The following is a 12,884-nucleotide window of genomic DNA, read 5'->3' on the forward strand; positions in this document are numbered from 1 at the left end:
GAATTTATTTCTAAAAATACGAATTTATATTTTATTTCCTAATTTCTGCCCCTGCTTGTTGGGTTAAATTGCTTATTAATTTCTGCATGGTTTGCTCAATCTGCTTATCTGTAAGGGTTTGCTCCTCATCTTGCAGAATGAAGTTTAAAGCATAAGATTTTTTACCCTCCGGTAATTTGTCTCCAACATACACGTCGAATACGCCAACTTCCTTAATCAGTTTTTTGTCGGTTTTAAAAGCAATTCCTTTTAAGGTATCAAAAGTTACGTTTTGATCAATTAATAAAGAAAGATCACGGCGAACCTGAGGATATCTTGAAACCTCTTTATTCACAATTTTATTCTTTTTAACAATATCCAATAAACCAGACCAATCAAAATCGGCATAAAAAACTTCGGCATTTACATCCGTTAATTTACGATCTGCTTTTGTCGCCGCTCCAAAGCTTACCAAGGTTTTATCACCGCGGAAATATTTAATCCCATAAGCGAAATTCTCATCGGTTAAGGTATCCGTCTGATAATTTAAGATTCCTAAACGGGACATTACAGCATCAACCGCCGATTTCAAATTATAAAAACTTGTTGATTTGGAGTTTTGATTCCATTGCTCACTTTGTTTTGCTCCAGAAATTACCAAAAGCAATCTTGGGCGCTCCACATATTTTTCGTTAATTAAATGATAGGTTTTACCAAATTCATAAAACTTAACATCGGCATTTTTACGGTTCTGATTGTAAGCTACACTTTCTAAGGCGGGCATTAACAAACTTTGACGCATTACATTCAAATCGCTGCTTAGAGGATTTAAAATCTGCACAGCCTCATCCAAATTTTTAGAATAAGCCATTTTGGTTAACGAGTTGCACCAGATTTCTGCATAACCATTTGCAGTTAACATATCGGCAATTACGTTATTTGTATTTTCCTTTTCGGGTTTGATACTATAAGAAAGTGAGGCATTTACTTTAGCAGGAATCTCAATATTATTGTATCCATAAATCCTTAAAACTTCTTCGGTTACATCGCATTCGCGGGTTACATCAACTTTGTAAGCCGGAACTTTTAACGATAAACCTTCGGCACTTTCTGCAGTTGCCTCAATTCCCAAAGCTAAAATGATTGCTTTGATTTCCTCCGCAGGAATATCGGCGCCAATTAATTTTGTGATTCCGTTATAGGTTACATCAAACTCAAACGGCTTAATCGGATTTGGATAAATATCAGAAACTGAGGATGAAATCTCTCCTCCGGCCAGTTCCTTAATCAAAATTGCCGCGTATTTTAAAGCTATAACGGTAATTTCAGGATCGGTACCACGTTCGAAACGAAACGAAGCATCGGTTTTTAAACCGTGTCTTTTAGAAGTTTTCCGTACTGAGACTGAATTAAAATATGCACTTTCTAAAAAGATATTTTTGGTTTCTGCAGAAACTCCAGAAGTTTTGCCACCGAAAACACCAGCGATGCACATCGGCGCTTCGGTATTGCAGATCATTAAATCATCAGCACTTAGTTTTCGCTCAACATCATCAAGTGTTAAAAATGATGTACCCTCTGCAACTTTTTTAACAATTACCTTTCCACCAACAATTTTATCGGCATCAAAAGCATGTAAAGGCTGGCCAAGGCCATGCAAAACATAGTTGGTAACATCAACAACATTGTTAATTGGGCGCAAGCCGATTACTTTTAATTTATCTTTTAACCATTCCGGAGATTCGGTAACAGTTACGCCTGAAATAGTTAAACTGCTGTATCGCGGGCAGGCCTCTAAATCTTCAACTTCGACAGGAATAACCAAACTTTCGTTATCTGTTTTAAAAGCAGATAAATTTGGATGCTCATATTTACTGCGGAAATAACCAGCCAAATCTCTAGCAACACCCAAGTGCGAGGCTGCGTCTGCACGGTTAGGTGTTAACCCGATTTCGAAAACAAAATCATCTTCCATTTCGAAGTGATTTTTAGCTAAAATACCAATTTGAGTATCTTCCGGTAAAATCATAATCCCATCGTGAGATTTTCCTAAACCGATTTCATCCTCAGCACAGATCATTCCCTGAGAAACCTCTCCTCTAATTTTTGATTCCTTGATTTTAAAAGGCTCGCCTTCCAAAGGATAAACAGTTGTAGCAACAGTAGCAACCACAACTTTTTGACCAGCCCCCACATTTGGCGCTCCGCAAACAATTTGAAGATTTTCTGCTCCGCCAACATTTACCGTGGTAACACGTAAGCGATCGGCATTGGGATGTTGTACACAAGTTAAAACTTCGCCTATAACCAAGCCTTCCAATCCACCAATTATGGGTTGAACTTTATCTACACTTTCTACTTCTAAACCAACATTGGTAAGAATTAAAGAGAGTTCTTCTGGGCTTTTATCGATTTGTACGAATTGTTTTAACCAGTTATATGATATTTTCATTGTTAAGGTATCAAGTAATGAGTGTCATTATCAAGACGAATCTCGAGTGATACTCAATTTATAAAACGCAAAGATATTATTTAAAGGTTAAAGCAGAAAGCTAAACCGGAAATCTTGGTGTAATAAAATTATTCCGTCACCTTGACAAAAATATAAGGAAACAGAGCTTGAAGCTTTCATGGCTAAGCTCGAAATTGACGACTCTCGAACACCATTATCGTCTTAGCTAATCCCATGCCCATCATCTCGACCGAAGTGTAACGAAGTGGTGTGATCTTTGAACTTTACAACCGTTTGTCTTCAGCCTCAAAGATCTCTGCTTTATCCAAAATGACGACTCCCAAGCTTAAAAAAAACTAATGACTAATATGGAGATTCGAAAGAATGACTGCACAGGCTCCTGCGCCGATTACAAGCATAACTACGGATATGATTATAAGATTTAATCCTGGTTTTAAGGGTTTATTATTTGCTGCCTTGATTATAATTTGAATAATCCCAACTATAAATAAAATTGCAACTATTATCCAATATAAAATAAATATTCCCATAATTAAGATTGACTTAGAATTACAGCACATGCCCCAAAACCTATTACCACCATAATTACTGATATGATAATGAGTTTTAGGCCTGGTTTTACAGGTTCGTTATTAGTAGATTTTATAATTACCTGAATTATTCCAACAATAAAGAGTACAATTGCAGTTAAGCCATAAAGAAACAAAAGGACTAAAAGCATATCAGTTCATGTTTAATTTTTCTCTTATGGCATCTATTTTATTATCTCGATAAAAAATGTTCATTGTTTCAAATGGTACAATTTTATACTTATCACTTACAATATGGACACAGGATTTTTTCACTGCACGAACATCAAAATCTAAAGGGTCCATAAAATTCATTATAATAATACGGAAAAGATTATCGTAACTCAAGTTATCAGACTTAACCCTTGGCAAGCAACACATTAACTCACCAAAGGTATCTTCGGCGCAATCTACTGATACTCCGGTACTGAACAAATTTAGCATATGCTCTTTTAATTTCTCATCATGTTCAAAAACGATGGTATTTTTAGAGTTATTTAATAAATCTTCAGGATTGATCAAATGCGTCATTGGAATTACTTCATCGCCAATTTTTAGAGCATAAGCCATACAAAGTGCATCCGGATTACATGGAACGGGTATCAAATCCTGGGGTGTAAAAATGGGATACTGCTCATAAATTTTACGCCTTACTTCGGTTAGGGTAATTCTTCCTTTCTGATCGTTATAATCGTCATTTCTTCCTGCTACCTGCGTTGGCTGAAAAGTTACGCCTCGAACACACTTTTGTTTCAGTGCGTAATCCAAAATATCGCCAATTTCATGATCGTTTAAGCCATTTTGTAATGTAACCACCAAGGTTGTTGAAACATTGAATTGATTTAAATGATCTATTGCCCGCTTTCTAACTTCCGTTAAATCTTCCCCTCTAAGTTTAGTTAACACCTCTGGGCTGAAACTATCAAACTGCAGATAAATTTCAAAATCGGGCATATAGCTTGCCAGCTTCTCTACAAAATTGATGTCTTTTGCAATTCTAATCCCATTTGTATTAACCATTAAATGTTTAATCGGCTTTGTTTTTGCTAAATCTAAAATCGCAAAAAAATCTGGGTGCACAGTTGGCTCGCCACCAGAGAGCTGAACAACATCAGGCTCTCCTTCATTCGCAACCACCACATCCATCATCCTGTTAATTTCCTCTAATGTTCTGTGCCTACCGTAATTGGGCGAAGACATGGCATAGCAAGTCGGGCATGCCAAATTGCATCTATCCGTAACTTCGATTACGGTTAAGCAAGAGTGTTGCTCGTGATCGGTACATAAACCACAATCGTATGGGCAACCATAATGCACCTTAGTATTAAATTTAAGGGGCATTTCCGATTGTTTGTTGTAGTTTCTAATCTGCTTATAATATTCAACATCATCGGCAATCATCACTTTACTATCGCCATGGACTCTACAGTTTTTCAACATAAAAACTTTTGCATCCTGAAATACAATTTTTGCATCGCACAGCTGCAAACATTCAGGGCAAAGACTTTTCGTATAATCGTAATAAATGTAATCGCGGGTATTTGCCATAAGTTGATTAGCTAAAAGTGACTCTGGTTATTCTGATTAGAAACTTGAAGTAATATAAAAAAATAAATATTGCAGACCAATGAATGCTGCTTAAATTTAAGCATAATGGATGATACGGTTTTATAAATTCTATCAGAAATCGAAATAAAAAATACAAAACCATGAAGAGCTTAAATCGATCTCCATTGATCAAATGCTTGTTTTTGATGCCCTGAAATAACAGAAATAATCCTACCAAAAACATCATTTCATAAAGCATTATAGGATGTCTTAATTTTCCATCGCCCAAATCCATCCCCATAAAAAAGGTTGTTTCTATACCGTATGTTGGCTCATCTATCCCCATAGAAAAGCAACCAATTCGGCCAATAAAAAGTGCAACCAAAATCGGGATGATGTAAATATCTCCGGAGGCAATTTTAACCCCAATTATTTTTTTAATCAGTTCTACACCAAATAAACCGCCAAGCAACCCACCAACAATGGTTTTACTTTGATAAAGCATTAAAAATGTAAGGTTTTTCAAAACTTCTGGAGTTTCTAAAATGGCTACCACTCTAGAACCAATTAAGGCGCCGAGCATAGCACCCAGCATAATCCACAATCGATTTTCATCTGATATTGGATCATTTATGCCCTTCTTTAAAAAGTAGTAAACTCGAACACCTACTATAAAAGCTAGAGTTTCGAATATATAATGCCAATGATAAAATTGCCCAAAAAGCTCAAATTGAAAAGGAAAGTGTGATGAATGAGCTTGTTCCAAATGTTTATTTAAAGAAAAGTCTAACAAAAACAGGAAGGTGGTCAGAAAAATATCTTTTGTCCTTACTATCCGTAAGTACGGCAAATTTCTGAACATTAAATTTTTTATTTACAAAAACATAGTCGATTCTGTTTTTCAAATCACTGTTAAAATCAAAAGCATTGAAAGTACCTGTTGGGCCATATGGTGGTTCTTCCGTAACATCTTTTGTATCAATTAAAAAAGATTTAATGGTGGCAACGGCTTCAGTTTCTGGGGTAACATTCAAATCTCCAGTAAAAACTACAGGTAAAGTTGGAGCAATTTCCTGAATTTTCTGTTTGATGAGTTTTGCAGACTCAATCCTTGCTTGAACACCTATATGATCGTAATGTGTATTAAAGACGATAAATTCTTTCTTATTTAATTTATCGTATAATTTTACCCAGCTGCAAATGCGATTTAAAGCTGCATCCCATCCTTTCGATGGCACACCCGGTGTTTGAGAAAGCCAAAAAGTTCCTCCGTCCTTTTTAGTGAATCTAGATTTATCAAAATAAACGGCAGAAAACTCACCCTTTCTTTTGCCATCATCGCGGCCTACGCCAACAACATCGAAATTTGAATTTTCCAACAGAGCATCAAACTGTTCGGGCAAAGCTTCTTGCACACACAAAATATCTGCATCGTGAAATTTCACTAAAGCCTTAACATTGTCTTTTCGATTTGGCCAGGCATTTATACCATCAGAAGCTACATTTAAGCGGATGTTATACGTGATAACGTTAATTGGGATACTTTCCTTTTTCTGAGCGAATGCAAAGCCACAAACAAGCAACAACGAGAAGACGATTTTAAAAACTTTCATATTGTATTCAATTTTCATTTTGCCAATATTACCAATTTAGTGTTAATTGAGTTTTAAGTTATCAAATTGTTATAGAAAGTATCGTAAAAATTTGAGGGAGAAATCTTTTGGGCTACATCATATCATCATCTTTATAACTGTAGTATCTGTTATTTGCAAAAATAAGATGGTCGACAACTGAAAGGCCTAAAAAGTTACCTGCAGCAATAAGTTGTTTAGTTAATTTGTTATCGCTGTCGCTTGGCTTTAAGCTGCCCGAAGGATGATTGTGCGCTAAAACGATATTGGCCGCGTTATTTTCCAAGGCCACTTTAAAAATTATTTTTGGATCGGCTATTGTTCCTGCCTGTCCGCCCTTACTAATCAGGTGTTTTCCAATTATATGGTTAGATCTATTTAGCAATAAAATCCAGAATTCTTCATGGTTAAGATCTGCAAAAGTTTGGTGAAGATATTTGTAAACATCGTTCGATGTAGTGACCTGAAAAATTTCATCACTTAAAGTTTCCTTACGCCTTAAACCAAGTTCTAAAGCAGCAACGATAGTTATTGCTTTTGCCTCCCCTATTCCTTTAAATTTAGAGAGATCGCTTATTGATGCCTTACCAAGTTTGGTTAAATTATTTTCATAAAAAGCTAAAATTCTCTTGCTTAAATCTACCGCTGTTTCGGTTCTATTGCCAGAACCAATTAGAATGGCTATAAGTTCGGCATCTGTTAAGTGCCTTCTGCCATGTTGCAAAAGCTTCTCTCGCGGGCGATCTTCTTCTGCCCAAAGCTTAATACCCAATTTCTGTTCGTAATTTTCCATTTTTTTAAACAAAAAAGGCATCCCAACTTTTGGTTGGGATGCCTTTTAAATATTGTAAAAAACTAGCTTTAGTTAGCTTATTTTAAACCGTTAACGAATTTCGTTAATTTTGATTTATTGTTAGCTGCTTTGTTTTTGTGAATGATGTTCTTTTTAGCTAAACGATCTAACATAGAGATTACTTTAGGCAATAAATCAGAAGCAGAATTTTTATCTTCTGATGCACGCAGTCTTTTAATGAAAGTACGTGTAGTTTTTGCCTGATATCTGTTACGTAAACGTTTTGTTGCGTTTGCTCTAATTCTTTTTAATGAAGATTTATGATTTGCCATTTCTATTTAGCCTTTTATTTTTTACTAATCGTTTCCTATAATTCGGGTTGCAAATATAGAATTAATGTTTTTAAAATGCAAACACTTTTAGGTTTTTTCTTAACTAAAATAAAACCCTAATTCTATTGCCCAAAATTACGCCATTTTGAATCATAAAAAGCAAATTATTTAATTTAATAAAAATGAGTTTCTATTATGAATACACGCTTAAAATACTATTTTTGAGGAAAACGAATTTCGAGTGAAAAAACGAATAGCCATATTTGCATCAGGTTCTGGCTCAAATGCCCAAAAGCTGATGGAACATTTTAAACGCAGTACCGACATAGAAATCTCATTGGTTTTAACCAATAATGCCGACGCTTATGTTTTACAAAGGGCGGATAACTTCGAAATTCCAAGCCACATTTTTGACAAGCATGAGTTTTACAAAACCGACAACGTTATAGACCTCCTCAAAAACCTTGATATAGACTTTATCGTGCTTGCTGGTTTTTTATGGTTGGTTCCACAAAATTTAATTGCAGCGTACCCAGGGCGGATAATTAATATACACCCTGCAATTTTACCAAAATTTGGGGGAAAAGGCATGTATGGAGATCATGTCCACAACGCGGTTATGGTTGCAGGAGAAACTGAAGGCGGAATTACCATTCATTATGTTGATGAAAATTACGATGAAGGTGAATATATCTATCAGGCCAAGTATAAGATTGACAAAAACGATAATCTTGAAATGGTAAAATTCAAAGGTCAGCAACTCGAGCACCTACACTACCCTAGAATAATAGAGGGTTTAGTTAAGAAAATCAAAAAATAAATTATGCTACATAGTGTGGCTGATACATACCGTATTTAATCGCTTTTAAAATAAGATCTGGGGTACGCTTTACTTCCATCTTTTTCATCAACTTCTTCATATAACTCTGAATCGTATTTATACTCAAATCCAGTTCTGAAGAAATCTCTTTCGCCGTTTTACCTACACAAACATTTTTTAGAAGTTGTTTTTCTCTTGGTGATAAATTAAATTTAAAAGAATCGGAAAGCGGGTATTCCGTCAGAATCTTTTTTAAGCCTTCGCCTAAATAAGAGCGATTAATTTCTTTATCTACAAATTTTATCGCTTTGATTAATTCTTTGATAGATACATCCTTACCTAAATAGCCATTGGCTCCAATGGTAAATGTATCATTTATAATTGTAACATCATCAACAGTAGAAAGCACCAAAATTTTAAGCTTATCCTTACTTTGCAGTTCCCTACATTTATTAACCACATCAACCCCATTCATTTTGGGCATTAACATATCGGTTATTAAGATATCGGTTCCCCAAAAATCTGGGTGCTCGAAAAATTTTTCAGGATCACTAAATATATTTATCGCCTCGATAAAATCGAATTGCGAGAGAGAGAGCTTGAGCAACTGGGATACAAGCTTGTGGTCGTCAATAATGGAGATGTTCATTACACAGTGGGATGCAAAAACAACACCATGCTAAAAAACAATGCCTTACGATATTAAAAAGCTAGATTACAACAAACAGAGATTAATTTTTGAGAATATAATTCCCCAATTATCCACACTCGATTCCCAAATTTACCCAATTAGCAAACAAAACCCTGCTCCACTAATTTGAATTGTAGCTGATCCATGCTGTCAACTTCAAATTTTCGCATAATTTGATTAACATAGAATTGAACCGTTTCAAAGCTCAAATCCATCTCTAAAGCGATATCATTGATGGTCTTAGAAGTTTCCAATGATTTGGTAAGGCGTTTTTCTATTGGAGAAAGGTGTATGTCAGTCTTAAAACCTTCTTTTTGCGAAGAAACAGCTCGGACTAAACCTTCTCCCAAATAAGTTTCCAATGGATTGTTAAAAATCAATCTGATCATTTTAGAAAGTTCATCGAGCGAAATATCTTTGGGAAAAAAGCCGTTTGCACCGCGTTCAAGTGCATTATTTATTAAATCTCGATCGATTAATGAAGAAAACATTACAATCCTTAAAGCAGCCTTTGTTTTGGTATGCCTAAGTTCAGAAACCAAATCCAAACCATTTACCTCGGGCAGGTAAACATCCAAAATTAACAGGTCTGTTTTTAGTATATCTAAATTACGAAGAAACTCTGTAGCCGAATTATAAATCCTAACCGATTCGACAAAATTTAATTGCAGCAGCGATGTTTTTAAAAACTGGGCAACAAGCTTATGATCTTCTACTATAGAGATATCCATTATTTAACTGTTTTGGCACAAAAACTAATACTAAGCTTCAGCAATTTATAAAATTTTGTTGCACATTAAACGTTTAGATGTTTATTTTTAAAAAATCATCAATTTTTAAGAACCCAACATAACAAAAAAACCATCGTGTTTTACTACCTTTGCGGCTCAAAATTTACAGTAGAATGAGTCAGCCTATTAAGATTAAAAACGCTTTAATTTCAGTATATTATAAAGATGGTTTAGAGCCTTTGGTAAAGTTATTGGCCGCCCAAGGCGTACAGTTATTTTCTACAGGTGGTACAGAACAATTTATTAAAGACTTAAACCTTCCGGTTACGGCTGTTGAAGATTTAACCGGTTACCCGTCTATTTTGGGTGGACGAGTTAAAACTCTACATCCAAAAGTTTTCGGTGGGATTTTAAACCGTAGAGCCTTGGCAGGCGATCAGGAACAGATTGCAGAATACGAAATCCCTGAAATTGATCTTGTTATTGTTGACTTGTATCCATTTGAGGAAACCTTAAAAGCCGGCGGAACACCTGAAGAAATTATAGAAAAAATTGATATTGGTGGCATTTCATTAATTCGTGCTGCCGCCAAAAACTTTAACGATGTTGTAATTATCGCATCAAAAAACGATTACCCTACTTTGCAGGCTCAGCTAGAAGAGCAAAATGGAGAGACTACTTTAGCACAACGTAAAAATTATGCTAAAATCGCTTTCCATACTTCTTCTCATTACGATACAGCAATTTTTAATTATTTCAATACAGAAGAACCTCTGGATGTTTTTAAACAAAGTGTAAATACAGCCAAAACTTTGCGCTATGGTGAAAACCCACATCAAGGTGGCGTATTCTATGGCGATTTGGATGCTATGTTTACCAAGCTTAACGGAAAAGAACTTTCATATAACAACCTGGTAGATGTGGATGCGGCAGTAGCATTAATTGATGAATTCGAAGATCCAACCTTTGCCATTTTAAAACACACAAATGCCTGTGGTATCGCATCTCGCTCTACTGTAAAACAAGCATGGATTGACGCTTTGGCCTGCGATCCTGTTTCTGCTTTTGGCGGTGTATTAATCACCAATGTAGAAGTTGATTTAGAAACAGCCCAAGAAATAAACAATTTGTTTTTCGAAGTTTTAATTGCGCCATCTTATCAGCCTGAAGCAATTGAATTGTTTAGCAAAAAGAAAAACCGCGTAATTTTACAACGCAACAATGTAGAATTGAGCAAAAAGCAATTTAAAACTTTATTAAATGGTGTTATCGAGCAGGACAAAGATTTAATTATCGAGGGTCCGGAGCAAATGACAACTGTTACAGATAAAGCACCAACCGAACAAGAATTAAAAGACTTATATTTTGCAAATAAGATTGTAAAGCACACAAAATCAAACACCATCGTTTTGGTTAAGGATGATGTTTTGATTGCTAGCGGTGTTGGCCAAACTTCCCGTGTTGATGCATTAAGACAAGCCATCGAAAAAGCAGCATCTTTCGGTTTCAGTGTTAAAGGAAGCGCCATGGCATCTGATGCCTTCTTCCCTTTTCCTGATTGTGTGGAAATAGCTGCCGAAGCAGGAATTACTGCTGTTTTACAGCCCGGTGGATCTATTAAAGATGCTGATTCTGTTGCAAAAGCAAATGAAATGGGCATTGCAATGGTAACAACTGGGGTAAGACATTTTAAACATTAGTTTAGGTGTTTGGTTGATAAGATGGTTAGTTGTTTAGCATTTCGCCCCAAACGAAAAAACCAAAAAGCTGTCCAACCAAAAAACTAACCGACTAAACAATAAAAAAGCTATTTTTACATTAGGAATAGTATAGATTTAACAAATTAAAGAAAATATAACTCATACATGGGATTATTCAATTGGTTTACGCAGGAAGTTGCCATCGATTTAGGCACAGCGAACACCCTAATTATACATAACGACAAAGTAGTTGTAGATGAGCCATCTATTGTTGCTTTTGATCGGACTACAAACAAAGTTATTGCTATTGGTCGTCAGGCCATGCAAATGGAGGGTAAAACCCACGATAATATTAAAACAGTTCGCCCTTTAAAGGATGGTGTGATTGCCGATTTCAACGCTGCTGAAGCAATGATTAAAGGTATGATTCGTATGCTTAATGGCGGTAAAGGCTGGATGTTTCCATCTTTACGCATGGTAATCTGTATTCCTTCGGGTATTACCGAGGTAGAGAAGCGTGCCGTGCGTGACTCTGCCGAAATTGCCGGAGCAAAAGAAGTTTATTTAATTCATGAGCCGATGGCCGCTGCCGTAGGTATTGGAATTGACGTAGAAGAACCGATGGGTAATATGATCATCGATATTGGTGGTGGTACAACAGAAATTGCCGTTATCGCATTATCCGGAATTGTTTGTGATCAATCTATCCGCGTTGCGGGAGATAACTTCGATTCTGATATTGTAAACTATATCCGTCGCCAGCACAACATAATGATTGGTGATCGTACAGCAGAGAAAATCAAAATCGAAGTTGGTGCCGCTTTACCAGAATTACAGGATGCTCCAGCTGATTTTGCGGTTCAAGGTCGTGATTTGATGACAGGCGTTCCAAAACAGATTACTGTTTCTTATACCGAAATTGCGCATTGTTTGGATAAATCGATTTCTAAAATTGAAGAGGCGATTTTAAAAGCGCTAGAGATTACGCCACCAGAACTTTCTGCAGATATTTATCAAACAGGTATTTATTTAACTGGCGGTGGTGCATTATTAAGAGGCTTGGACAAACGTGTTGCAGCGAAAACAAAATTACCTGTTCACGTGGCCGAAGATCCATTACGTGCAGTTGTACGTGGAACTGGCATAGCCCTTAAAAATATTGGCAGTTATAAATTCTTAATGCAATAAGCTAATTTACGAATGTAGATTTTAGATTGACGATTGATGTATAGCGAAACCTTAAAAACAAGAACTAAAGCATATTCTATCTCAATCGGAAAACTAATATCTACATTGCCTTTTAATGTACTAAATAAAAATTATTCAAATCAATTGGTTAGATGTTCAAGTTCGGTTGGTGCAAATTATCGAGCGGCCTGCAGAGCAAAATCTACCGCAGATTTTTTGAATAAACTAAAAATAGTTGAAGAAGAATTAGATGAAACTATGTTTTTTTTTGAGTTATTGGAAGAATTTAATCCTGATTTGAAAGTTGAAATTTCTAAAAACTGGAAAGAAGGAAATGAATTACTTTCAATAATGGTTTCTTCCATTATCACGATTAGAAAAAACGAACAAAATCGTAAAACATCTTAAATCTTGATTAGAAACTATGAA

At 35.6% G+C, this 12,884-nt stretch carries 13 protein-coding genes; 4 read left to right on the plus strand and 9 right to left on the minus strand.

The features are described 5' to 3' along the window. Positions 1 to 31: 31 nt before the first annotated feature. The 7 genes from pheT to rpsT all read right to left on the minus strand — a co-directional run bounded on the left by pheT (position 32) and on the right by rpsT (position 7,325). A complete protein-coding gene (gene pheT, locus DF947_RS12965; protein ID WP_109930416.1) occupies positions 32 to 2,431 on the minus strand; it encodes a phenylalanine--tRNA ligase subunit beta in 2,400 nt (799 codons plus the stop codon). A gap of 553 nt (positions 2,432 to 2,984) precedes the next feature. Then, on the minus strand, positions 2,985 to 3,173 hold the full coding sequence (locus DF947_RS12975) for a hypothetical protein (protein ID WP_109930419.1): 189 nt from the start codon (positions 3,171 to 3,173) through the stop codon (positions 2,985 to 2,987). Position 3,174: 1 nt separating this feature from the next. Next, on the minus strand, positions 3,175 to 4,569 hold the full coding sequence (locus tag DF947_RS12980) for a radical SAM protein (protein ID WP_109930421.1): 1,395 nt from the start codon (positions 4,567 to 4,569) through the stop codon (positions 3,175 to 3,177). Between the two features lie 7 nt (positions 4,570 to 4,576). Continuing rightward, complete coding sequence (locus DF947_RS12985) at positions 4,577 to 5,335, minus strand: prolipoprotein diacylglyceryl transferase (protein ID WP_240615378.1); 759 nt, start codon at positions 5,333 to 5,335, stop codon at positions 4,577 to 4,579. A 4-nt stretch (positions 5,336 to 5,339) separates the two neighbouring features. Then, complete coding sequence (locus DF947_RS12990; protein ID WP_240615379.1) at positions 5,340 to 6,200, minus strand: endonuclease/exonuclease/phosphatase family protein; 861 nt, start codon at positions 6,198 to 6,200, stop codon at positions 5,340 to 5,342. 94 nt (positions 6,201 to 6,294) lie between these two features. Then, the gene (gene radC / locus DF947_RS12995) at positions 6,295 to 6,993 is read right to left on the minus strand and encodes a RadC family protein (protein WP_109930699.1); all 699 of its coding nucleotides are present in this window, start codon (positions 6,991 to 6,993) and stop codon (positions 6,295 to 6,297) included. Between the two features lie 77 nt (positions 6,994 to 7,070). After that, positions 7,071 to 7,325, minus strand: a complete 255-nt coding sequence (rpsT, locus tag DF947_RS13000) for a 30S ribosomal protein S20 (RefSeq protein ID WP_109930424.1) — start codon at positions 7,323 to 7,325, stop codon at positions 7,071 to 7,073. A gap of 241 nt (positions 7,326 to 7,566) precedes the next feature. Between rpsT and purN the strand changes: the two genes are divergently transcribed. Continuing rightward, the gene (gene purN / locus DF947_RS13005; RefSeq protein ID WP_109930426.1) at positions 7,567 to 8,145 is read left to right on the plus strand and encodes a phosphoribosylglycinamide formyltransferase; all 579 of its coding nucleotides are present in this window, start codon (positions 7,567 to 7,569) and stop codon (positions 8,143 to 8,145) included. Between the two features lies 1 nt (position 8,146). On the opposite strand, the gene DF947_RS13010 is transcribed toward purN, so the two are convergent. Both DF947_RS13010 and DF947_RS13015 read right to left on the minus strand, forming a co-directional pair. Beyond that, positions 8,147 to 8,794 carry a response regulator gene (locus DF947_RS13010; RefSeq protein ID WP_109930428.1) on the minus strand — a complete coding sequence of 216 codons (648 nt, stop codon included), beginning with the start codon at positions 8,792 to 8,794 and terminating at the stop codon, positions 8,147 to 8,149. A 140-nt stretch (positions 8,795 to 8,934) separates the two neighbouring features. Next, the gene (locus DF947_RS13015) at positions 8,935 to 9,567 is read right to left on the minus strand and encodes a response regulator transcription factor (protein WP_109930430.1); all 633 of its coding nucleotides are present in this window, start codon (positions 9,565 to 9,567) and stop codon (positions 8,935 to 8,937) included. Between the two features lie 173 nt (positions 9,568 to 9,740). On the opposite strand from DF947_RS13015, the gene purH reads away from it, so the two are divergent. The 3 genes from purH (at position 9,741) to DF947_RS13030 (ending at position 12,863) form a co-directional block, all read left to right on the plus strand. Next, on the plus strand, positions 9,741 to 11,267 hold the full coding sequence (gene purH, locus DF947_RS13020) for a bifunctional phosphoribosylaminoimidazolecarboxamide formyltransferase/IMP cyclohydrolase (RefSeq protein ID WP_109930432.1): 1,527 nt from the start codon (positions 9,741 to 9,743) through the stop codon (positions 11,265 to 11,267). 165 nt (positions 11,268 to 11,432) lie between these two features. Further along, positions 11,433 to 12,455, plus strand: coding sequence for a rod shape-determining protein (locus DF947_RS13025; protein WP_109927103.1), 1,023 nt, complete (start codon positions 11,433 to 11,435; stop codon positions 12,453 to 12,455). Positions 12,456 to 12,491: 36 nt separating this feature from the next. After that, positions 12,492 to 12,863 (plus strand): four helix bundle protein, encoded by a 372-nt coding sequence (locus tag DF947_RS13030; protein ID WP_109930434.1) that lies wholly within the window; start codon positions 12,492 to 12,494, stop codon positions 12,861 to 12,863. Positions 12,864 to 12,884 lie beyond the last annotated feature (21 nt).

It is taken from the genome of Pedobacter paludis (assembly GCF_003173575.1).
Lineage (GTDB): Bacteria > Bacteroidota > Bacteroidia > Sphingobacteriales > Sphingobacteriaceae > Pedobacter > Pedobacter paludis.

Coding starts and splice junctions, on each gene's coding strand:
- pheT (WP_109930416.1), bottom strand. CDS start 2,431: ATGAAAATATCATATAACTGGTTAAAACAATTCGTACAAATCGATAAA.
- DF947_RS12990 (WP_240615379.1), bottom strand. CDS start 6,200: ATGAAAATTGAATACAATATGAAAGTTTTTAAAATCGTCTTCTCGTTG.
- DF947_RS13015 (WP_109930430.1), bottom strand. CDS start 9,567: ATGGATATCTCTATAGTAGAAGATCATAAGCTTGTTGCCCAGTTTTTA.
- DF947_RS12975 (WP_109930419.1), bottom strand. CDS start 3,173: ATGCTTTTAGTCCTTTTGTTTCTTTATGGCTTAACTGCAATTGTACTC.
- DF947_RS13030 (WP_109930434.1), top strand. CDS start 12,492: ATGTATAGCGAAACCTTAAAAACAAGAACTAAAGCATATTCTATCTCA.
- rpsT (WP_109930424.1), bottom strand. CDS start 7,325: ATGGCAAATCATAAATCTTCATTAAAAAGAATTAGAGCAAACGCAACA.
- DF947_RS13010 (WP_109930428.1), bottom strand. CDS start 8,794: ATGAACATCTCCATTATTGACGACCACAAGCTTGTATCCCAGTTGCTC.
- purH (WP_109930432.1), top strand. CDS start 9,741: ATGAGTCAGCCTATTAAGATTAAAAACGCTTTAATTTCAGTATATTAT.
- radC (WP_109930699.1), bottom strand. CDS start 6,993: ATGGAAAATTACGAACAGAAATTGGGTATTAAGCTTTGGGCAGAAGAA.
- DF947_RS12980 (WP_109930421.1), bottom strand. CDS start 4,569: ATGGCAAATACCCGCGATTACATTTATTACGATTATACGAAAAGTCTT.
- DF947_RS13025 (WP_109927103.1), top strand. CDS start 11,433: ATGGGATTATTCAATTGGTTTACGCAGGAAGTTGCCATCGATTTAGGC.